At 72.9% G+C, this 19844-nt stretch carries 19 protein-coding genes and 2 pseudogenes; 7 read left to right on the forward strand and 14 right to left on the reverse strand.

What is annotated here, in order from left to right; all coding sequences use genetic code 11:
• Positions 1-3: 3 nt before the first annotated feature.
• From I4I81_RS29785 to I4I81_RS29795, 3 genes are read right to left on the reverse strand one after another with little or no spacing between them, the layout of a single operon-like run.
• On the reverse strand, positions 4-453 hold the full coding sequence (locus I4I81_RS29785) for a MaoC family dehydratase N-terminal domain-containing protein (protein ID WP_218600694.1): 450 nt from the start codon (positions 451-453) through the stop codon (positions 4-6).
• On the reverse strand, positions 446-1480 hold the full coding sequence (locus tag I4I81_RS29790; RefSeq protein WP_218600695.1) for an LLM class flavin-dependent oxidoreductase: 1035 nt from the start codon (positions 1478-1480) through the stop codon (positions 446-448). The genes I4I81_RS29785 and I4I81_RS29790 overlap by 8 nt, the downstream gene beginning before the upstream one ends.
• Entirely contained in the window at positions 1477-2277 is an 801-nt protein-coding gene (locus I4I81_RS29795; RefSeq protein ID WP_218600696.1) for an SDR family NAD(P)-dependent oxidoreductase, read from the reverse strand. The genes I4I81_RS29790 and I4I81_RS29795 overlap by 4 nt, the downstream gene beginning before the upstream one ends.
• A gap of 347 nt (positions 2278-2624) precedes the next feature.
• On the opposite strand from I4I81_RS29795, the gene I4I81_RS29800 reads away from it, so the two are divergent.
• The 5 genes and pseudogenes from I4I81_RS29800 (at position 2625) to I4I81_RS29815 (ending at position 7193) form a co-directional block, all read left to right on the forward strand.
• Positions 2625-3758 carry a zinc-binding dehydrogenase gene (locus I4I81_RS29800; RefSeq protein WP_218600697.1) on the forward strand — a complete coding sequence of 378 codons (1134 nt, stop codon included), beginning with the start codon at positions 2625-2627 and terminating at the stop codon, positions 3756-3758.
• Complete coding sequence (locus I4I81_RS29805; RefSeq protein ID WP_218600698.1) at positions 3755-5221, forward strand: aldehyde dehydrogenase family protein; 1467 nt, start codon at positions 3755-3757, stop codon at positions 5219-5221. Before I4I81_RS29800 ends, I4I81_RS29805 begins: the two co-directional genes overlap by 4 nt.
• Positions 5222-5447: 226 nt before the next feature.
• Positions 5448-6029: pseudogene (locus I4I81_RS31300) on the forward strand (AMP-binding protein); the annotation flags it as partial.
• 79 nt (positions 6030-6108) lie between these two features.
• Positions 6109-6858: an AMP-binding protein gene (locus I4I81_RS31305; protein WP_267460775.1), complete on the forward strand. Its 750-nt coding sequence runs from the start codon at positions 6109-6111 to the stop codon at positions 6856-6858.
• The gene (locus I4I81_RS29815) at positions 6858-7193 is read left to right on the forward strand and encodes a hypothetical protein (protein WP_443690140.1); all 336 of its coding nucleotides are present in this window, start codon (positions 6858-6860) and stop codon (positions 7191-7193) included. The genes I4I81_RS31305 and I4I81_RS29815 overlap by 1 nt, the downstream gene beginning before the upstream one ends.
• A 20-nt stretch (positions 7194-7213) precedes the next feature.
• Here I4I81_RS29815 and I4I81_RS31310 read toward each other — a convergent pair whose 3' ends face one another.
• The 11 genes and pseudogenes from I4I81_RS31310 to I4I81_RS29860 form a co-directional block, all read right to left on the reverse strand.
• Positions 7214-7396 (reverse strand): SDR family oxidoreductase, encoded by a 183-nt coding sequence (locus I4I81_RS31310; protein ID WP_218600699.1) that lies wholly within the window; start codon positions 7394-7396, stop codon positions 7214-7216.
• Positions 7393-7926, reverse strand: a pseudogene (locus I4I81_RS29820) (SDR family NAD(P)-dependent oxidoreductase); the annotation flags it as partial. The pseudogene I4I81_RS29820 and the gene I4I81_RS31310, both read right to left, overlap by 4 nt.
• A 274-nt stretch (positions 7927-8200) precedes the next feature.
• Entirely contained in the window at positions 8201-9367 is a 1167-nt protein-coding gene (locus tag I4I81_RS29825) for an acyl-CoA dehydrogenase family protein (RefSeq protein WP_218600701.1), read from the reverse strand.
• A 50-nt stretch (positions 9368-9417) separates the two neighbouring features.
• Positions 9418-10221 (reverse strand): enoyl-CoA hydratase/isomerase family protein, encoded by an 804-nt coding sequence (locus tag I4I81_RS29830; RefSeq protein ID WP_218600702.1) that lies wholly within the window; start codon positions 10219-10221, stop codon positions 9418-9420.
• Complete coding sequence (locus tag I4I81_RS29835) at positions 10218-11387, reverse strand: acyl-CoA dehydrogenase family protein (protein WP_218600703.1); 1170 nt, start codon at positions 11385-11387, stop codon at positions 10218-10220. Before I4I81_RS29835 ends, I4I81_RS29830 begins: the two co-directional genes overlap by 4 nt.
• Before the next feature lie 16 nt (positions 11388-11403).
• Positions 11404-12543 carry an acyl-CoA dehydrogenase family protein gene (locus tag I4I81_RS29840; RefSeq protein WP_218600704.1) on the reverse strand — a complete coding sequence of 380 codons (1140 nt, stop codon included), beginning with the start codon at positions 12541-12543 and terminating at the stop codon, positions 11404-11406.
• Complete coding sequence (locus I4I81_RS29845; RefSeq protein WP_218600705.1) at positions 12543-13727, reverse strand: acyl-CoA dehydrogenase family protein; 1185 nt, start codon at positions 13725-13727, stop codon at positions 12543-12545. Before I4I81_RS29845 ends, I4I81_RS29840 begins: the two co-directional genes overlap by 1 nt.
• Entirely contained in the window at positions 13724-13849 is a 126-nt protein-coding gene (locus tag I4I81_RS31315) for a hypothetical protein (protein ID WP_267461536.1), read from the reverse strand. Before I4I81_RS31315 ends, I4I81_RS29845 begins: the two co-directional genes overlap by 4 nt.
• A 78-nt stretch (positions 13850-13927) precedes the next feature.
• A complete protein-coding gene (locus I4I81_RS29850; protein ID WP_218600706.1) occupies positions 13928-15157 on the reverse strand; it encodes an acetyl-CoA hydrolase/transferase family protein in 1230 nt (409 codons plus the stop codon).
• 13 nt (positions 15158-15170) lie between these two features.
• The gene (locus tag I4I81_RS29855) at positions 15171-16841 is read right to left on the reverse strand and encodes a class I adenylate-forming enzyme family protein (RefSeq protein WP_218600707.1); all 1671 of its coding nucleotides are present in this window, start codon (positions 16839-16841) and stop codon (positions 15171-15173) included.
• Positions 16842-16869: 28 nt separating this feature from the next.
• Complete coding sequence (locus I4I81_RS29860; RefSeq protein WP_218600708.1) at positions 16870-18012, reverse strand: acyl-CoA dehydrogenase family protein; 1143 nt, start codon at positions 18010-18012, stop codon at positions 16870-16872.
• A 111-nt stretch (positions 18013-18123) separates the two neighbouring features.
• Between I4I81_RS29860 and I4I81_RS29865 the strand changes: the two genes are divergently transcribed.
• Positions 18124-19050 carry an alpha/beta hydrolase gene (locus I4I81_RS29865; RefSeq protein ID WP_218600709.1) on the forward strand — a complete coding sequence of 309 codons (927 nt, stop codon included), beginning with the start codon at positions 18124-18126 and terminating at the stop codon, positions 19048-19050.
• Positions 19047-19835, forward strand: coding sequence for an enoyl-CoA hydratase/isomerase family protein (locus I4I81_RS29870; protein WP_218600710.1), 789 nt, complete (start codon positions 19047-19049; stop codon positions 19833-19835). Before I4I81_RS29865 ends, I4I81_RS29870 begins: the two co-directional genes overlap by 4 nt.
• Positions 19836-19844 lie beyond the last annotated feature (9 nt).

A 19844-nucleotide genomic window follows, 5' to 3' on the forward strand; every position in this document is an offset into this window, starting at 1 on the left:
GGGTCAGCCTCCGGTCTCGACGAGCACGTCGGTCTGGCGCACGACGAGCTCGCCGCGCTGGTTGGTGAAGTCGGTCTCGATCGAGACCATGGTCATCGTCCCGCCGCGCCTGCCCTCGCGCGTACTGACGCCGGACACCCGCCGCGAGGCGGTGAGCTCGTCGCCCACCACCACCGGGCCGTGGTACTCCCAGCCGCACTCACCGTGCAGGACGCGGCGCAGGTCGAGCCCGAGGGTGGCGACCATGTTGTCCTCCTCCCGCCAGTGGGCGCTGGACACGACGAACGTCGGCGGCACCGGGATGTCGGTGAAGCCCGCGGCGCGTGCCGCGTCGACGTCGGTGTAGACCGGGTCGGGATCGCCCAGCGCACGGGCGAACTCGCGGACCTTGGACCGGTCGACCGGGAACGTCATGGTCCCCAGGTCCCGGCCGGCGAGCGAGGCGTCAGTCATCTCCGTCGCCTCCTGCGGTGGGCGCGCATTCGCGGATCATGCTGTCGAGGTTCTCCTGGACGCGCTGCGGGCGCAGCCCGATGGACGGTGAGTACAGCATGATGTGGTCGAGTACCCCCTCGTAGCGCTTCAGCCCGGCGCGCACCTGCTCCGCGGTGCCGGCCACGGCCATCGTGTCGATCATGTCGTCGGTGACGGCGGCGTACATCGCGGGCAGGTCGCGGCGCCCGAACGCCTCCCGGATGGCCTCGCCCTGGGCGGTGAAGCCGTTGACGTCGAGCACCGTGTCGTAGGACTTGACCGAGGAGTAGAAGGCGATCTGCTGGGCGGCCTCGCGCCGCGCGACCTCGGGGTCGTCGTGGATCGCGCAGATCACCATCGAGATCAGCTCGACGTCGCGCGGGTCCCGCCCGGCGTGCGCGGCCCCCTTCGCGATGGCCGGGCGGACGACCTCCTCCACGTAGGTGGTGGTGAACAGCGGGTGCCCGGCGAGGCCGTCGGCCACCCGGCCCGCGACCTCGCACATCCGCGGACGCACCCCGGCCGTGACGATCGGGACGGTCCGCTGCGGAGCTTCGAGCTCGCCGGTCGGCACCAGGTTCATGTGGTAGAAGCGGCCCTCGTGGCGCACCGGGCCCTCGTGCAGGTTCCAGATGCGGCGGATCAGCCCGACGAGCTCCTCCATGCGCAGGGCGGGCGCGGAGGTGTCGGCGACGCTGTGCCAGTCGCTCATCATCCGCCTCGTGCCGTTGCCCAGGCCCAGCACGACCCGGCCGCCGGAGAGCTCGTCGAGGTCGCGGGCCTCGGTGGCCAGCACCAGCGGGCTGCGCCCGATGCCGTACATGATCGAGGAACCGAGCCGGCAGCGCTCGGTGCGGCCCGCCATCGCCGCCATCGAGATGGACCCGGAGCGGGAGTAGAACTCCGAGGCCCAGGCCGCGTCGAAGCCGGCGCGGTCGGCGGCCTGCGCCGTGTCGACGAGCGTTCTCAGGTCGGCACCGAGGACCGACACGCCGTAGGTGCTCATGCCTTGTAGTACATGCCGCCGGAGATGGTGTGCACCTCTCCGGTGATGTACCTGGACTCGTCGGACGCCAGGAACAGCGAGAGCGCGGCGACCTCCTCGGGCTGGCCGGCGCGGCCCAGCGCGGCGGGCTCCACGAGCTTCTGCAGCTCGCCGGGCGGGTAGATGCGCTCCAGGAAGGGGTTCCAGATCAGGCCGGGCGCGATGGCGTTGACCCGTACGCCCTTGGGGCCGAGCTCGGCGGCCGCGGCGCGGGTGAGACCCATGACGCCGGCCTTGGCCGCGCAGTAGGCGGACTCGCCCATCGTCGACCCGATGTACCCGGCCACCGAGGCCATGTTGACGATCGAGCCCGAACCCTGCTCCATCATCGCCGGCAGCACCGCGCGCAGCGTGCGGAAGGCGGCCTTGAGGCAGATGTCCTGGACGAAGTCCCAGGTCTCGTCGTCCATCTCCCAGATCGGGGCCAGCTTGTTGATCCCGACGTTGTTGTGCAGCACGTCGATGCGGCCCCACCGGTCGGTGGCCGCGCGCACCATCGCCGCGATGTGCTCGGGATCGCGGACGTCGACGGTCATGCCGATCGTCTCGACGCCGTGGGCGTCCTCGATGTCCTTGGCCAGCTGCGCCGGCCGGGAGGCGTGGGCGTCGGTCACGACGACCCTGGCGCCCTCGGCCGCGTAGCGTCGGGCGACGGCCTGGCCGATGCCGGCACCCGCCGCTCCGGTGACGATGGCCACCTTGCCGGCGAGCCGGCCGGTACCCGCGATCTCCAGCGGAGCCGGCATCGCCGCGGTCATGAAGTGGCGCCCTTCCCGATGACCGGGTGCGACAGGTACCGATGGTGGTGTGCCATATGCGCTCCTCGTCGAACGGACAGCATGTTAACGGCCGTTAGCGTACAACGGTGGAACGGCGAAGGCACTCCTCGGTCCGGTCCGGTCGCGGCGCGCCGCGCGGCGGGACGGCATCGCCTCGCCGTCGGGCTCGACCACGGCCGACGGCCGGGATCCGCTCCGGGCGGCGACGTTCCGGTGGGCCGGCCGGACGGGGACCGGGTGTGTCCCGAATCGCGTCATCCGCCCGGCACTACCGCGACCTACCGTCGACCGTGGCCGATCGGGAGAACCGTGTCGAGAGGGACCGCATGGGAGCAACGGGGCGCGCTGCGATCTTCTTCGGCGCCGGGAAGCCCTTCGAGCTGGCCGAGTACCCGGTGCTCGACCCCGGGCCGGGCGAGGTGCTCGCCCGGCTGGACTACACGAGCATCTGCGGCTCGGACGTGCACTACTGGCGGGGTGAGGACCCGGTCGTGGAGGACCTCGCGGCGAACGGCCTGCTACTCGGCCACGAGACCGTCGGCCACGTGGAGCGGCTCGGCTCCGGGGTCACCTCCGACTCCGCCGGGCAGCCGCTGGCCGAGGGCGACCCGATCGTCTTCGCCTACTTCCGGCCGTGCGGGCGCTGTCACGCGTGCACGCAGCGCCGGGCGAACGCCTGCGAGCAGGTGATAGGCGGCCTGCTGCGCCCGCCGTCGCGACCGCCGCACTTCGTCGGCGGCTTCGCCGACTACTACCACCTGCGCCGCGGCCAGTACGTGCTCGGACTCCCCGAGGGGATGACACCCGAGCACGGCATCAGCGCGAACTGTGCGGCTGCCCAGTCCTGGATGGGGCTGGTGCGCGGCGGGGTCGGCCCGGGCGAGCGGGTCGTCGTGCAGGGCGCCGGTGGGCTGGGCCTCTACGCGGTCGCCGCGGCGAAGCGGATGGGGGCGGGCCTGGTCGTCGCCGTCGACGCGATGGCCGACCGGCTCGCCGCCGCCACGGCGCTGGGTGCCGACGCCACCGTCGACCTCACCGAGATCGGTGACGCGGCAGCACGGGTCGAGCGGGTGCGGGAGCTCACCGGCGGGGGAGCCGACGTCGTCCTGGAGGTCGCCGGGGTGCCGGGCGTGGTCGACGAGGGGGTCCGGATGCTCGCCCGCGGTGGCCGCTACATCGAGATGGGGCAGATCACCCGCGGTTCCGACGTGTTCCACGTGCCGGCGCTGGCACTGCTGATGCGCAACATCTCACTGGTCGGGGTCGCGCTCTACGACCCGCAGATCCTCCGCGACGTCGTCGGGATGCTCGGCGACCTGCGTACCGACCCCGTCATCACCCGTCTCGGCTCCGGTCACCGCTACGCCCTCGACGACATCGACGCGGCGTTCGCCGACGCCGTGTCGAACCGCAGTGCCGAACGACCCGTGCTCGATCTGGCCCAGGGAGGCCCCGCATGACCCAGGTGACCGACGCCGCCCCGACGCCCGCGCTGCTGGTCGACAGGATGGTCGTGGGCGGGGAACTGCTCGACGCCCGCAGCGGCGAGACCTTCGCGGTGCACAACCCGGCGGACGGGTCGGTGATCACGCGGCTCCCCGCGGCCGGCGCGGCGGACGTCGACCACGCCGTCGGGGTCGCGCGCGAGGCGCAGCGCGCCTGGGCGAGGCGGTCGGTCGCCACCCGGGCCGGGCTGCTGCGGCGGTGGGCCGACCTCTGCGAGGAACGGGTGGCGGACCTCGCGAAGATCGAGAGTCTCGACGTCGGCAAGCCGATCGCCACGGCCCGCGCCGTGGACGGGTCGATGCTGATGGAGAACATGCGCTACTACGCCGGCATGCCCGACAAGCTCGAGGGCCGCACCATCCCGGTCTCCGGCCGGTTCGTGACGATGGTGCTGCGCGAGCCGATCGGTGTCGTCGCCGGCATCACGCCGTGGAACTTCGCGCTCGTCGGCGCGGCGGGGAAGGCGGTGTCCGCACTGGCCGCCGGCAACGCCATCGTGATCAAGCCGTCGCCGCTCGCGTCCCTGTCCGCGCTGGCGCTCGCCCAGGTGGCGCTGGAGGCCGGCATCCCTCCGGGGCTGGTGAACGTGGTGACCGACGCCGCGTCGGCGGCGGGCGAGGCACTGGTGCGCCACCCCGGTGTCGGCCACGTGTCGTTCACGGGCTCGGACGCGGTCGGGCGCAAGGTGGCGGCCACCGCGGGCGGGGAGCTCAAGACCTGCACGATGGAGCTGGGCGGGAAGTCGCCGCTGGTCGTGTTCGACGCCGCCGACATCGCGGGTGCAGCCAAGGCGGCCTTCCTGGGGATCTTCCTCAACGCCGGGGAGATGTGCACCGCCAGCTCGCGCCTGCTCGTGCACCGCGCCGTGCACGACGAACTGCTCGACGCCGTGGTCGCCACGGCCGACGGGCTGAGGATCGGCGACCCGGCCGACGAGTCGACCGTGCTCGGTCCGGTGATCTCGGCCGCGCACCGGGACCGGATCGAGGGGTACGTGCAGGTCGGCCGTGACGAGGGCGGCGATCTCGTGACCGGCGGGGCGAGGCCGGACCTGCCCGGCTTCTACGTCACCCCGACGGTGTTCGACAACGTCGAGCCGACCGCGCGGATCGCGCGCGAGGAGATCTTCGGCCCGGTGTTGTCGGTCATGTCCTTCGCCGACGAGGAGGAGGCGCTGCAGATCGCCAACGACGCGACCTACGGGCTGGGATCGGGTGTCTTCACCGCCCGGATCGACCGCGCCCTGCGCTTCGCCGACCGGATCGAGGCCGGGAACGTCTGGATCAACGCCTACAACCTGCTGCACCCCGCGGTGCCCTTCGGCGGGTACAAGAACTCCGGGTTCGGCCGCGAGGGCGGATTCTCCGGGATGAGCCACTTCACCCGGGAGAAGTCGGTCTGGTTCGCCGCGGGCTGACCCCACGCGGGCGGACCCGGAGTCGTCGCTGCGGCCGAGGATGCGGATCAGACCGTTCGGGGGCTGGCACGGCGAGTTGCCGCCCCTAACGTACCCGGCGACGTGCGTCACGTTCGCTCGATGAGGAGGACCCGTGACCGCGACCACCGACACAGCTCCACACCTGGTTCGCTCACCCCTGTGCGGCGAGCCGCTGCCGCTCGACGGGGCGCAGACGCTGCCCCAGGTGTTCGCCCGGACGGCAGCCCGATTCGCCGACGACATCGCGCTGCGCACGGTCGGCGAGCAGCGGACGCTGACCTGGAGCCAGTACCGCGACCGGGTCGCCGACGTCGCCGGGGGGCTCGCCGGTCTCGGCGTGCGCCGCGGCGACAGCGTCGGGCTGATGTTGGCCAACCGGCCGGAGTTCTTCGTCGTCGACACCGCCGCCCAGTACCTCGGCGCCGCCCCGTTCTCGGTGTACAACACCTCCTCCGCCGAGCAGGTCGGCTACCTGTTCTCCGATGCGGACAACCGGGTCGTCGTCACCGAGCGGCAGTTCCTCCCGGTCGCCCAGGCGGCGCTGGCGCTCGGCGGCTCCGTCGAGCACATCGTGGTGATCGACGGGGCCGGCGACGACGGGACCCTGACCCTCGACGATCTGGTCGCGGCCGCACACGCGGGTTTCGACCTCGACGAGGTGAGCGCCCGGGTCGAGCCGGGCGACGTGGCGACGCTGATCTACACCTCGGGCACCACCGGGCCGCCCAAGGGCGTCGAGCTGACCCACGCCAACCTGGTGGCGCAGTGGAACATGCTGGTGCGCACCTGGCCGATCAAGCCGGGCGGCCGGGTCGTGTCCTACCTGCCCGCCGCGCACATCGCCGACCGGCACGATCGGCATCTACCTGGCCAACAACCTCGGCTACACCGTCACCTGCTGTCCGGACCCGTCCCGGCTGGCCGCGGCCCTCGCCGAGTGCCGGCCGACGATCTTCCTCGCGGTGCCCCGGGTGTGGGAGAAGCTCAAGGCCGCGGTAGAGGCGCAGGTCGCGGCCGCCCCGCCGGAGTTCCGGGCCGCCTTCGACGACGCGATGGACGCCCACCTCGCACGGGTACGGGCCGAGCAGGCCGGCACCGCGCTCGACGAGGCGACCGCGCGCCGGGCCGCCGCGGGGGAGGCGGCGGTGCTGGCCCCGCTGCGCGCCAAGCTCGGCCTCGACGCGGCCGAGGTCCGGCTGGTCGGCGCCGCGCCCACGCCGATGCCGGTACACCAGTTCTTCGCCGCACTCGGGTTGATGATGGCCGAGGTATGGGGCATGTCCGAGCTCTCGCCGATCGCCACCTGGAACCCGCCGGGAAGGATCAAACTGGGCACCTGCGGCACGGCGCTCCCGGGGGTGGAGGTGCGGCTCGCCGAGGACGGGGAGGTGCTCGTCCGGGGCCCGATCGTGATGCGCGGCTACCGCAACCAGCCGGAGAAGACCGCCGAGGCCGTGGACGAGCAGGGCTTCATGCACTCCGGCGACGTCGGCCGGATCGACGCCGAGGGCTACCTCACGATCATCGACCGCAAGAAGGAGCTGATCATCAACAGCGGCGGCAAGAACATGTCGCCCGCCAACACGAGGCAGCGCTCAAGTCCGGCAGCCCGCTGATCGGCCAGGCGGTCTGCTTCGGCGACGCCCGGCCCTACAACGTCGCCATCCTCGTGCTGGACGCCGAGGCGGTCCCCGCGTTCGCCGCCGCCCACGGCCTGGACGGCTCGGACCTGGCGGCCTTCTCCCGGGACCCGGCGGTGATCGCCGAGGTGGGCGACGGCGTCGCCAGGGCGAACGCCACGCTGTCGCGGATCGAGCAGATCAAGCGGTGGAAGCTGCTCGCGCAGGAGTGGTTGCCGGCCGGTGACGAGCTGACCCCGACCAGCAAGCTGCGCCGCAAGCCGATCGCGGCCAAGTACGCGGCGGATATCGAGGCGCTCTACGCGGGTTGACCCTCGCTACCCCGGGGACGTCATCCCACCGACGTCCCCGGGGTGCCGGTGACCGTGAGGGTCTGGCCGGTCAGGTAGGCGCTCTCCGCACTGCACAGGAACGCGATCACCGGCGCGACGTCCTCGGGGGTGCCCGGCCTGCCCAGGGTGTTCGTGCGGGACTGCATCTCGTAGAAGGCCCGGCGGCGCTCGGGCGGGATCAACCGCTCATGTCGGTGACCGCTCGGGGTGACACGACGTTGACGGTGATGCCGGACGGTGCGACCTCGCGGGCGAGGCTCAGCGAGAAGCCGATGATCCCGGCCTTCGCCGCGGCGTAGTTCGCCTGGCCCACGTTCCCGACGAGGCCGGCGACCGATGCGGTGTTGACGATCCGGCCGCCGCGCCCGGTGGCCCGCCAGGCCCGTACCGCCGCCCGGCACACGAAGAACGTGCCGTTGAGACTGGCGGTGATCACTGAGTGCCATTCCTCGTCGGACATCTTCGCCACCGTCCGGTCCCGGTTGACGCCCGCGTTGTTCACCACGGCGTCGAGCGGGCCGAGCGCGGCCGCGGCCTCCAGCACCCGCTCGGCCACGCCGGGAGCGCCGACGTCGCCAGCGGCGACGGCGGCCCGACCGCCCGCCGTCTCGATCTCCGCGCGCAGCGCCGCGAGTGCGTCCCCGTCACGGGCGTTGAGCGCGACCGCGGCGCCGCGGCGGGCCAGGTCGAGCGCATATCCGCGGCCCAACCCCGCGACTGGCCCCGGTGACGAGCACGACCCGCCCGTCGAGGCGGACCCCGGCGGCCATCAGAACGCCGTCTGATACATCGGGGCGCGTCCGGCCGCCGCGCTCAGGGCGTCGACGATCCGCCCGCGCTCGCGGAACGGCGTCCGGCCGGATGACGGGGTCGGCTCCTGCGTGATCGTCTCCAGTGCTCGGGAGCGCAGTGGGTGACATGTCTGCGGTCGGCCGATCCGGGCCGACCCCCGGGTGCCGGGAACGCCTTGTCGGGGCGAGCCGACCCTAGTAGGACCGGGGCAGGCCGAGGACGTGCTCGCTCACGTAGTTGAGCACCATCTCCTGGGAGATCGGCGCGATCCGCATCAGCCGCGCCTCCCGGAAGTAGCGCTCCACGTGGTATTCGACGGCGTAGCCGAACCCGCCGTGCGTCTGCACCGCCCGGTCGGCGGCGAAGAACGCCGCGTCGGCCGCCAGGTACTTCGCCGAGTTGGCCTCGCGGGCACAGGGCCGGCCGCGGTCGTAGAGCCACGCCGCCTTGCGCGCCACCAGCTCGGCCGCGTCCAGCCGCATCGTCGCCTCGGCGAGCGGGAACGCGATGCCCTGGTTCTGCCCGATCGGCCGGTCGAACACCACCCGCTGCCTGGCGTAGGTCACGGCCCGGTCCACCGCCGAACGGCCGATGCCGACCGACTCGTGGGCGAGCAGGATGCGCTCGGGGTTGAGACCGTCGAGCAGGTAGCGAAAGCCCTGGCCCTCCTCCCCGATGCGACACGCCTCGGGCACCCGCAGCCCGTCGATGAACAGCTCGTTGGAGTTGACCGCGTTGCGGCCCATCTTGGGGATCTCGCGGACGTCGATGGCAGAGCGGTCCATCGGTGCCATAAACAGCGTCATCCCGTCGGTGCGCTTGGCGCAGTCCTCCAACGGGGTGGTGCGGGTCAGCAGCAGCAGGTACTCCGCCTGCTGGGCCTTGGTGATCCAGACCTTGCGCCCGTCCACGACGTAACCGTCGCCGTCGCGGCGGGCGCGGGTCGTGATGCGGCTGGTGTCGGTGCCGGCGTCGGGCTCGGTGACCGCGAAGGACACGTGCAGGTCGCCGGACACGACCCGGGGGAGCAGCTCCCGGCGCAGCTCCGCGGACCCGTGCTTGACCAGCGGGTTCATTCCGAACAGCGTGAGGTGGATGGCGCTGCAGCCGTTCATCGCCGCACCCGAGGAGGCGACCTCCTGCAGCAGCAGCGCCGCCTCGGTGATGCCCAGCCCGGCGCCGCCGTACTCCTCCGGGATCGCCACGCCGAGCCAGCCGCCGTCGGCGAGTGTCCGGTAGAACTCGGTCGGGAAGCGGTGCTCGGCGTCGCACGCCGACCAGTACGCGTCGTCGTAGCGGGCGATCAGCTCGCGCACGCCCCTGCGCAGTGCGTCGTGATCCTCGTCCTGGTCGAAATCCATCGGGTGTCCCCTTCGGTCGGCCACCGCCGACGTGGGTGCCGCGGCAGGTGCTACAGCGGGCTCTCGCGGACGGCGGAGAAGTCGGGTTCGCGCTTCTCGACGAAGGACGCGCGACCCTCCGCGGCGTCGGGACCGGTGATGTCGAGCGTCGCCGAGAGCCACTCGACCTCGAGGAAGCGCTCCAGCGGCAGGTCGTCGGCGGCGCGGACCATCCCCTTGGTCAGGCGCAGCGCCTCGGCCGGCCCGCGGGCCATGGCCACGGCCATCGCGACGGCGTCGGTGAGCGCGGCACCCGGCGACGCCTGGTGCGCGACGAGGCCCGCCGCGGCGGCCTCCGCCGCGGTCATCCGGCCGCCGGTGAGCAGCAGGGCCAACGCCCGTTGGCGGCCGAGCGCCCGGGTCAGGAACCAGGCCGCACCGCCGTCGGGCACCAGCCCGCGCAGCACGAACGGCGCGCCGAACACCGCGTCCCTGGCCGCGACGACGACGTCACAGGCCAGCGCCAGGCTCCAGCCGATGCCCATGGCCGGGCCCTCGACGGCGGCGAGCACCGGTTTGGGCAGCCGGAGCAGGTCCTCCAGCACCCGCTGCCCGACGAGCAGCCGCGCCGCGGGCGCCCCGAGCCCGGTGCCGCGCGACGGGGAGGACTTGACGTCCCCGCCGGCGCAGAACGACCCGCCCGATCCGGTGAGCACCACCGCGCGGCAGCCGTCGTCGGCCGCCACCTCGGCCACCGCGGGCCCCAGCTCCTCCCACGACTGCCATCCGACCGCGTTGCGCACGGCCGGCCGGTTCAGGGTGATCACCGCGACGCCCGGCTCCGGTCGGTCGACCAGCACGACCCGCTCGCTCATCGGTGCGCCCCTCCCGTCGCCCCGACGGGTTCGGCCGCGCGCCCGGCGCCCGGGGTCGGGTCGGCGAGCGCCCGCAGGTGTGCCGCGAGCGCGCCACGGGCCGCGGCGAGGTCGGCCCCGCCGCGCCCGGCGAGGGCGGCGCGGTGGAATACGTGCACGCCCTGCTCCCACGTGAAGCCCGCGCCGCCGTGGCACTGCACCGCCGCCTCGCCGGCCGCGAGGTAGGCGCGCGACGACCACAACCGGCTGGCGACCACGTCGGCGGGCGCGTCGCGCTCGGCCGCGGCGAGGTCCCACGCCGCCCGGTAGGCGAGCGAGCGGGCGCCCTCGACCTGCACGGTCACGTCGGCCAGCCGGTGCCGGACGGCTTGGAAGGAACCGATCGGGCGTCCGAACTGGACCCGGTCGGTGCAGTAGGCCACGGTGCGGGCGATCACCTCCGTGCCGCCGCCGACGGCCTCGGCGTCGAGGAACAGGCTGTGCCCGGCCGCGCAGGCGTCCTCGCGCTCGAGCAGGTCGGGAGGGGCGTGGATCGAGGCGGCGTCGACCGCGACGGCGTCGAGGGTCACGTCGGCCACCGGCCGGCGCAGGTCCACACCGGACGGCTCACCGACAATCACGCCGGCCCGGTCGAGCTCGACGATCGCCAGCGCGGGACGCCCGTCGAGCTGCACCGCGACGACGACCGCCGCGGCGCCCGCGGCGCAGGCCACCCGCGGCAGCACGCCGCTGACCCGTATCCCGTGCGCGTCGGGCGCCGCGGCCGGCCGGACGGCCCGGCGGCGCGGGACGGCGTCCGGGCCGGACGCGTCGATGCCGGGGACGAGCGCGGTGACCAGCGACCCGTCGCGCAGCCGGTCGAGCCCGGCGGTCCAGGCGGTAGTCAGGGCCAGCGGCAGCAGGTAGCCGGCGACCACGTCGACCGGCCCGGTGACCGGCGCCGCTCCGAAGGCCTCCGCCACGTGCAGCGCCGCGACCCGCACGGCCGGGTCGGCCCGGTCCGCGGAGGAGAAGTGCTCCAGCCACTCCGATTCGACCAGCTCCCGCCAGGCGTCCAGCCGCGCCGCCGGCCCGGGTTCCGCACCGGGGTCGGGCATCCGCTCGCGCAGGAACTCCAGCAGCGCCGCGCGCAGCACCGCCGTCTCGTCGTCGATCCGGTGGTCCATCCCGCTCCTTGTCCGGTCAGCCGCGGTCGCTCGGTAGCCCGAGCGACTTCGCGATCAGGTTGCGCTGGATCTCCGACGTACCGCCGTAGATCGTCTCCGCCCGGCTGAACAGCAGCGCCCGCAGCCAGTCCGACCAGCCGTCCCCGGCGCCGGTGAGCTCCGGGCCCGCCGCCTCGACCAGGGTGGCGAGCTGGGCCTGGTGGCCCTCGCTCCACAGCAGCTTGGCCACCGGTGCGAGCATCCCCGGCTCACCCCCGTCGGCGGTCGTCGCGAGGACCCGGCGCACGGTGCTGTCCACCGCGCGGCTGCGCACGAACGCCTCGACCAGGACGTCGTCGGCGTGGCCGTCGCGGTGCAGCCGGGCGTTCATCAGCACCAGCTCGCGGGACAGTTGCAGGGCCCGCTGGGCCAGCCCGGTCGAACGCTCCCGGGCGAGCGCGTACGTGGCCACCCGCCACCCGTCGCCGATCCCGCCCACGACGTCGTCGGCGTCGACCGTGACCTCGTCGAGGAAGACCTCGCAGAACTCGCTGGTACCGGTGATGTTCCGCAGCGGCCGGACGGTGACTCCCGGCCGGTCCAGGTGCAGCACCACCATCGTGACGCCGTCCGGCACCCCGGCGACCCGGACCATGAGGTAGCAGCGCTGCGCGAACAGGGCGTAGGAGGTCCACACCTTCTGCCCGGAGACGACGAACCGGTCGCCGTCGGGAACCGCCCGGGTGGCCAGCCCGGCCAGGTCGGACCCGGCCCCGGGCTCGGAGAAGCCCTGGCACCAGATGTCGTCGTGGGCCAGCATCGGGCCGAGGTAGCGGTCCTGCTGAGCCTCGGTGCCGAACGCCATCAGGGCCGGCGCGAAGATGCCCATCCCGTTGGTGTTCATCTGCTCGGGGGCACCCGCCGCGACCAGCACGTCGAGGAACGCCAGCTGGGCGTCGACGCCGAGCCCGCGCCCGCCGTGGGCGACCGGCCAGTGCGGCGCCAGCCAGCCGCCGCGGTGCAGCATGCGCCCCCACTCGCGGCGCATCGCGACGTACGCCGCGTCGTCGCCGGTGCCGACGGGCACGTCACGCCACTGCGCCGGCAGGTGCTCCTCGACCCACGACCGCAGCTCCTCGCGGTAGAATGCCGCCTCGGCGGACAGCGCCAGGTCCATCAGGACTTCCGCTGGCTGACGCGCACGCCGGTGACCTCGCCCGCGATCATGTTGCGCAGGACCGCGGTGGTGCCGCCGCCGATGCCCAGGCCGAACGCGTCGCGCACGTAGCGTTCCATCGGGTACCGGGTGAGGTAGCCCTTGTGACCGAGCAGTTGCAGCGCCTCGGTGGTGACCATGAGGGCCGCCTCGTTCGCGGCGAGCTTCGCCATCGCGGTCTCCCGGATGCCGGGGAAGCCCTCGACGTCGGTGCGGGCCGCGCGCCAGAGCAGCAGCCGGGCCGCGTCGATGGCGGTGGCCATGTCGGCGATCTTCCACTGCAGGCCCTGGAACTCCACGATGGGGCGGCCGAACTGCTCGCGCTGCTTGACGTAGGCGACCGCGTCGTCCAGCGCGCTGCGGGCGAGGCCCAGCGACATCGCCGCGTTGCCGCAGCGTTCCGGGTTGAACTGGCGGATGAGGAACCTGGCCCCGTCCCGGGAGCCCTTCCTCGGTTCGAGCACGACCTGGTCGGCGCGCACCGGGACGTCGGTGAAGCGCATGATGCCCTCGGCGATGGCGCGGCCGCCCATCTTGGGCTCGGTCTCGATCGGGGCGAGGCCCTCCACGTCGCGGTCGATCAGGACCGCGCCGATGCCGTCGGGGCCGGCGGTGTCCGGCGCCCGGCAGAAGACGAGGAAGGCATCCGAACGCAGCGCACCGGTGATGTGGCACTTCTCGCCGTTGAGCAGGAACCCGTCGCCGTTCGGGCTGAGCGTGGTCTGCAGGGCGGTGCCGTCGGAGCCGGCCTGGGGCTCGGTCATGGCGATCGAGAAGCACACCGAACCGTCCGCGACCCGTGGCAGGTACTCCTTGCGCTGCTTGTCGGTGCCGATCCGGGCGATCACCCGGGGCGGCCCGTTCACCTGCATCTGGATCGTCATCGCGCTGGCCAGGCAGCCCGCGGACAGTTCCTCCAGCACCAGGCAGGCCTCGAAGGTCCCCAGGCCCTGGCCGCCGTACTCGACGGGGACCGTGAGCCCGGTCAGGCCGGCCCTGCGCAGGAGGTCGAACTGCTCCTCGGGGAACTCCGCGCGCCGGTCCCACTCCGCGGCGCGGGGTCGCAGCTCGTTCTGGGCGATCGTGCGGGCACGGGCGACCAGGTCGGCCTGGGCGTCGGTCAGCTGGTCGAGCGGGGTGGTCATGCGGATCCCTCCGTGGCGGGGTGGACATCGACACCGGCGCAGATCGCGCCGACGGTCGTGCGGCGAACCTCGTCGTCCACGGACGTCATCACCGGCACACCGCCGTCGGTGAGCTCGTCCATGCGCGTGACGCCCGCGTCCTCGCGGAGCGGGAAGGAGAGATGACTGTTGCCATCGCATGCCTCCGTTCATCATAAGAATTATGAGGTAGTGGCCGTGGTGGGGCAATGGGTGGACACCACCCCACCGAGGTGGGGCCGGTGGGACGGGTCGGCGACGGTACGCAGGGCGCGGGCCCGTTCGCCGCGGCTGAGGCCGCGCAGGTCGACGGCACCGTGCTCGGTGACCACCCACCCGACGTCCGTGGCCGACGTGGTGACGGGGCCGTCGAGCCGCTCGACGATCCGGGACGCGCCGCGGGTGGTCACCGACGGCACGGCCACGATCCCGAGCCCGCCCGCCGACATCGCGGCTCCGCGCAGGAAGTCGACCTGGCCGCCGACCGCCCCGAGGTACCGGCCGGCCACCGACTCGGCGCCGACCTGCCCGTCGAGGTCGACCTGCAGCGCCTGGTTCACCGCGACGAACCCGGGTATCGCGGCGGTGACCGCGGGCGGGTGGATCTGCTCGACCGGGCGCATCTCGACGCGGGGGTTGCGGTCGAGGTGGCGGTAGAGCCGGTCGGTGCCCAGCGCCGTGCCCGCCACGACGGCCGGCGGCCCGTCGCCGGTGACCAGCGCCCCGCACTCGTCCAGATCGACCAGCCAGTCCCCGACCAGCCCGCTGTGCACGCGCAGCCCGCGGTGGCCCCGCAACGCGCCCGCGACCGCGGTGGCCAGCCCGCCGACGCCCAGCTGCAGCACCGCCCCGTCCGGCACCAGCGCCGCGACGTGCGCGGCGATCCGGGCCTCGATCTCGCCTCCCGGCCGATCGGGGACCGGCGTCGGCCCGCGGTCCGTGGTCACCGTGGCGGCGAACACCGAGCCGTGCACCCGACCCGGCCCGTGCGTCACCGGCACCGACGGGTCGACCTCGGCCAGCACCACCCGCGCGGTCCCGACCGCCGCCATGAGGTAGTCCACGCTCACCCCGAGACCGTGGTAACCGTCCGCGTCGGCCGGTGAGACCTGGCAGAACGCCACGTCCACCGGCTGGCGGCCGGACCGGATGAGTCCGGGGAGCGACGACATGTGGCAGCGCAGCACCTCCACCGGCCCGCCCGAGAGCACGCCGAGGGCGCCGTAGGAGCGCAGTGCCACGCCGGGCGCCGCGGCGAGCCGGTCGTCGAAGGTCATCCCCACGAACGCGGTGACCCCGCCCAGCCCCGCTGCCTGGAGCAGCAGCGCACCGATCAACGCCCGCGGCTCGGCGCCCGCCTGCCCCCAGGCCACGGTGTCCCCGGGACGGACGAACTCCCGCAGGTCGATCACGGCGGGACCGGCGTCATCGCTGCGGACGCAGCTGCTCGGCCCGTTCGCGCAGCGAGTACCGCATGAACTTGCCGGTGCTGGTCATCGGGAAGGACTCGACCAGCTCCACGGCCTCCGGCCACTTGGTGCGGCTCAACCCCTTCTCCTCGAGGAAGGTGGTCAGATCGGCCAGTGCGACCTCGTCGCCCGGGGTCGCGGGGACGACGAAGACGGCGGCCCGCTGACCGAGCCGCTCGTCGGGCATGGCGACCACCGCGGCCTGGCCGACCCGGGGGTGGGTGTAGAGCAGCTCCTCGATCTCCCGCGGGTCGATCTTGTACCCGCCCCGGTTGATCAGGTCGTCGCGGCGCGACACGAAGTAGCCGTAGCCGTCGGTGTCGATGCGGACGATGTCGGCGGAACGGAACCAGCCGTCGGCGTCGAACATCCGCGCGGTCGTCTCCGGCTGGCCGTAGTAGCCCACCACGAAGTTCGGCCCGCGCGACCAGAGCTCGCCCTCGCCGGGCGGCTCGACGTCGTCGCCCTCGTCGTCGACCAGTCGCATCTCGACCCCGTCGAGCACCGAGCCGATGCTGCGGCTGGTGACCGAGATCGGGTCGCCGGGCCGGGTCATGAAGGTGACGCCGGCCTCGGTGTAGCCGTAGAACGCGGCGATCTCGGCACCCAGCTGGGCGTTGAGCGCGTTGAGGGTCTCGGCCGGACAGGGGGCGCCCGCGTAGCAGATGCCGCGCAGGCTCCGCACCTCGCGGGAGCCGAGGTCGGGGAAGCGGGCGAGGTCGATGAGCATCGGCGCCGCCCCGAGCAGGTAGGTCGGCTTGTCGCGTTCGAGGAGCTCGACGCACCTGCCCACGTCCCAGCCGGTCAGCAGCGTGAACGCCGCTCCACGGCGCAGCGCCGAGAGCACGCCCAGGCCCAGCCCGGTCAGATGCGCGATGGGCGTGACGATGATCCACTGTGCGTCGCGGGGGAACTGCTGGCCCTGCTCGAAGCTCTGGATCCAGAACAGGTTGTTGGCGTGGGTGTGCAGCTCCGCCTTCGGCCGCCCGGTGGTGCCGGAGGTGAACATGATGAAGAACGGGTCGGCGCCGGTGGGGCGCAGTGCTTCGATGTCCTGCGCCGGCTGCGCCGCGGCCATGTCCTCGAAGGAGAGCAGCCCGTCGCCGCCGTCACCGCCGACCACCACGATGTGCTCCAGCACGGCGATCCGCTCGCACATCGTGCGGGCCAGCGGGACGAAGTCGCGCCCGTTGAACGAGGCGGGGACGACCAGCGCGCGGGCCTCCGTCAGGTTCAGCACGTAGTCGAGGTCGTGCTCGTCGTAGACGACGTGCAGGAACACCGGGATGATCCGGACCCGGGCACAGGCCATCAACGTCAGGCAGAACTCGCTCGAATTCGGCAGCTGCATCGCGAGCCGGTCGCCGGGCCGCAGGCCGAGACCCAGCAGCGAGCTCGCCAACCGCCGGGTCCGCTGCTCGTACTCGCCGTAGCTGGTGCGCCGGCCATCCTCGTCGATGATCGCCAGGGAGTCCGGCCGCTCGGCCGCGTGCCGCTCGAGGTCGTGCACGAAACTCTGCTCGGTCCAGGCGCCCTGGTCGACGTAGCGCTGCAGCACCTCGCGGGTGACCCAGGTGTCGTCGCGGGCGGCCAGCTCGTCGAGTCGGTCGCTGAGCTCGTCGGTCATGGTGCTCCCCGGTGGTGGTGCGGGCTGGTCAGTCGTTGAGGCCGAGCTGCCCGGCGATGATGTTCTTCTGGATCTGCGACGTGCCGCCGAAGATGGTCATGACGAGGCTGTCGCGGACGTAGGACTGCATGTCGCTCTCCATGCTGTAGCCCATCCCGCCCATGAACTGCATGCCCTGCAGGGCGGCTTCCTTGGCCGTCTCGGTGGCGAACAGCTTCGCCATCGAGGCCTCGGCCGGGGCCGGGTCGCCCTCGTCGAGCAGTTCGGCGACGTGCCGGACCAGCAGCCGCGCGGCGAGCAGCTTGGTGGCCGTCTCGGCGAGCCCGTGCTGCAGCGCCTGGAACCGGCCGATCGGCTGCCCGAACTGGTGGCGGTCCTTCACATAGCGCAGCACGTCGTCGAACGCGCGCTGGCCGACCCCGACCGCCTCCGCACCGATGATCATCCGCTCGCTGTTGAGCCCCTGGACCAGCGCCTGCCACCCCGAGTCGATCCCGCCGACGATGTCGGCGTCGGTGGCCCGGACGTCCGCGTAGCGGGTGATGGTGGTGTCGATGTGCCCGAGCATGTCCAGCTTGGTCACGTCGACCCGGTCCATCGGCACCAGGAACAGCGAGATGCCGCGGTGCTTGGACGCGTCCGGGTTGGTGCGCGTGACCACCAGGACCCAGCGCGCGTGGTTGGCGTTGCTGGTGTAGATCTTCTCGCCGTTGATCCGCCAGCCGTCGCCGTCGCGGCGGGCGTGCGTGCGCACCGCCGCGGCGTCCGATCCGGTGTCCGGCTCGGTGATCGCGATGGACAGCACGTCACCCCGGGCCACCCCGGGGAGCACGCGCTGCTTCTGCTCCTCGGTACCGAACCTGATCAGCGCCTGGGCGGTGATGACCGTGGTGAGGTACCCGGTGACCGGCAGGCGATGGTAGGACAGGCGTTCGGTGAGCAGCGCGACGTCGGACAGCTCGCCGCCCGAGCCGCCGTACTCCTCGGGGATGGTCAACCCGAGCCAACCGGTGGCGGCCAGCTTCCGGTAGAGCGTGTCGTCGTGCGCGACGGTGCCGCCCGCGGTGATCTCGCGCAGCTTGTGCGGCGGGCACTCCCGCTCGCAGAATGCATCCACCGCCTTGACGAAGTCGGTCTGTTCCGGGGTGAGCCGCTCCCGAAGGGCTGCCATCTGAAAACCTCGCTGTTTTCCTGATAAGGATCACCCGGTACGTTAGCGTCTCCCGGCGACCGCGTCACTAGGCGCGACCCACTGTGCACGACCTCGTTGAGGAGGATCCGGATGAGCACCGTCGAGCAGGCCCACACCTCGGAGCTGGTGTCCCGGGACGGCACCCGGGTGGTGGTCTACCGGTGGGACCCGGTGGGCGCCCCGCGCGGCGTCGTCCAGATCGCGCACGGCCTGGGCGAGCACGCGCGCCGCTACGCGGAGACCGCGGCTGCCCTGAACGAGGCCGGCTTCGTGGTCTACGCCAACGACCACCGCGGCCACGGTGCCACCGCCGGCGACCCGTCCCGGTTCGGGGACTTCGGGGAGGACGGCTGGAACCGCCTGGTCGGGGACGTCGGCGCGCTGGTGGAGAAGGTCCACGAGACCCACCCGGGGCTGCCCGTCGTGCTGCTCGGGCACAGCATGGGTTCGCTGGCCACCCAGCAGTACCTGCTCGACCACAGCGACCGCGTCGACGCGGTCGTGCTGTCCGGGACCACCGCGTTGGACCAGCTGGCCGCGGCCATCGACCTGGACCAGCCGCTGGAGCTCGCCGGGTTCAACGCCGCGTTCGAGCCGGCCCGCACCGAGTCCGACTGGCTCAGCCGCGACGAGGCGGTCGTGGACGCCTACGTCGCCGACCCGGCCTGTGGCTTCGGCACCGACATCCCCTCGTCCAAGCTCATGTTCGGGTCCGGCACCCAACTGGCCGACCCGCAGCGGCTGGGCGGGATCCGCACGGACCTGCCGCTCTACGTGGTCGCCGGTGACCAGGACCCGATCAACGCCGGGCTCGCCCTGCTGAACCTGCTCGTCGAGCGCTACCGTGCGGCCGGGCTCACCGAGGTCACGGTCGTCACCTACGAGGGCGGCCGGCACGAGATCCTGAACGAGACCAACCGGGCCGAGGTGGTCGCCGACCTGGTGGCCTGGCTGGACCGGGTGCTCGGCGCCCGCCGAGCCGCGACCGACCCGACCACGACGGAGGCGACGGGATGACCGAGACCGAGTTCCAGCACGTCCGGATCGAGGTCGACCGCGGGGTCGGCCTGCTGACCGTGGACCGGCCGCCGGCGAACGCGCTGGACCTCGCGCTCGTCCAGGAGATCTCGCTGGCGGCGACCCGGACGGCGGCCCGCGACGAGGTGGGCGCGCTCGTCATCACCGGGGCCGGGCCGCGGTTCGTCGCGGGGGCCGACATCAAGATGATGAACGCGCTCGACGCGGACGAGATGCCCCGGTTCATCAGCGGCATCCAACGGGCGATGGACGACATCGAGGCCATCCCGCTGCCGACCATCGCCGCGGTCAACGGCCACGCCATGGGCGGCGGCATGGAACTGGCACTGGCGTGCGACCTCCGCATGCTCGCGGAGCAGGCGCGGATCGGGCTCCCCGAGGTGAAGCTCGGGCTGCTCCCCGGGGCGGGCGGCACGCAGCGGCTCGTGGAGGTCGTGGGCAAGGGCAGGGCGTTGGACCTGCTCTACACCGGACGCCAGCTCGCCGCCGCCGAGGCGTTGGCGTTGGGCCTGGTCAACAGCGTGCACCCGGTCGATCGGCTGGTGGCGGAGGCCGTGGACTACGCGGCAGGCCTCGCGGCGGGGGCCCGTCCGGCGCTGCGGGAGCTCAAGGCGTGCGTGCTGGCCCATCTCGACGGCGGCCGGCGAGCCGGGATGCGCGCCGAGGCGTCCGGGATCGACCGGCTCTTCGGCACCGCCGACGCCAGGGAGGGGATCGCGGCGTTCGTCGAGAAGCGGCCGCCACGTTTCGGGCAGGGGACGTGACCGCTGCGC

Source organism: Pseudonocardia abyssalis, assembly GCF_019263705.2.
In the GTDB taxonomy this organism is placed as follows: Bacteria; Actinomycetota; Actinomycetes; order Mycobacteriales; family Pseudonocardiaceae; genus Pseudonocardia; species Pseudonocardia abyssalis.

Coding starts and splice junctions, on each gene's coding strand:
- I4I81_RS31315 (WP_267461536.1), bottom strand. CDS start 13,849: ATGGACGAGCTCACCGACGGCGGTGTGCCGGTGATGACGTCCGTGGAC.
- I4I81_RS29845 (WP_218600705.1), bottom strand. CDS start 13,727: ATGACCACCCCGCTCGACCAGCTGACCGACGCCCAGGCCGACCTGGTC.
- I4I81_RS29825 (WP_218600701.1), bottom strand. CDS start 9,367: ATGGATTTCGACCAGGACGAGGATCACGACGCACTGCGCAGGGGCGTG.
- I4I81_RS29785 (WP_218600694.1), bottom strand. CDS start 453: ATGACTGACGCCTCGCTCGCCGGCCGGGACCTGGGGACCATGACGTTC.
- I4I81_RS29840 (WP_218600704.1), bottom strand. CDS start 12,543: ATGGACCTGGCGCTGTCCGCCGAGGCGGCATTCTACCGCGAGGAGCTG.
- I4I81_RS29870 (WP_218600710.1), top strand. CDS start 19,047: ATGACCGAGACCGAGTTCCAGCACGTCCGGATCGAGGTCGACCGCGGG.
- I4I81_RS29865 (WP_218600709.1), top strand. CDS start 18,124: ATGAGCACCGTCGAGCAGGCCCACACCTCGGAGCTGGTGTCCCGGGAC.
- I4I81_RS29795 (WP_218600696.1), bottom strand. CDS start 2,277: ATGACCGCGGCGATGCCGGCTCCGCTGGAGATCGCGGGTACCGGCCGG.
- I4I81_RS29800 (WP_218600697.1), top strand. CDS start 2,625: ATGGGAGCAACGGGGCGCGCTGCGATCTTCTTCGGCGCCGGGAAGCCC.
- I4I81_RS29805 (WP_218600698.1), top strand. CDS start 3,755: ATGACCCAGGTGACCGACGCCGCCCCGACGCCCGCGCTGCTGGTCGAC.
- I4I81_RS29855 (WP_218600707.1), bottom strand. CDS start 16,841: ATGACCGACGAGCTCAGCGACCGACTCGACGAGCTGGCCGCCCGCGAC.
- I4I81_RS29790 (WP_218600695.1), bottom strand. CDS start 1,480: ATGAGCACCTACGGCGTGTCGGTCCTCGGTGCCGACCTGAGAACGCTC.
- I4I81_RS29830 (WP_218600702.1), bottom strand. CDS start 10,221: ATGAGCGAGCGGGTCGTGCTGGTCGACCGACCGGAGCCGGGCGTCGCG.
- I4I81_RS29835 (WP_218600703.1), bottom strand. CDS start 11,387: ATGGACCACCGGATCGACGACGAGACGGCGGTGCTGCGCGCGGCGCTG.
- I4I81_RS29860 (WP_218600708.1), bottom strand. CDS start 18,012: ATGGCAGCCCTTCGGGAGCGGCTCACCCCGGAACAGACCGACTTCGTC.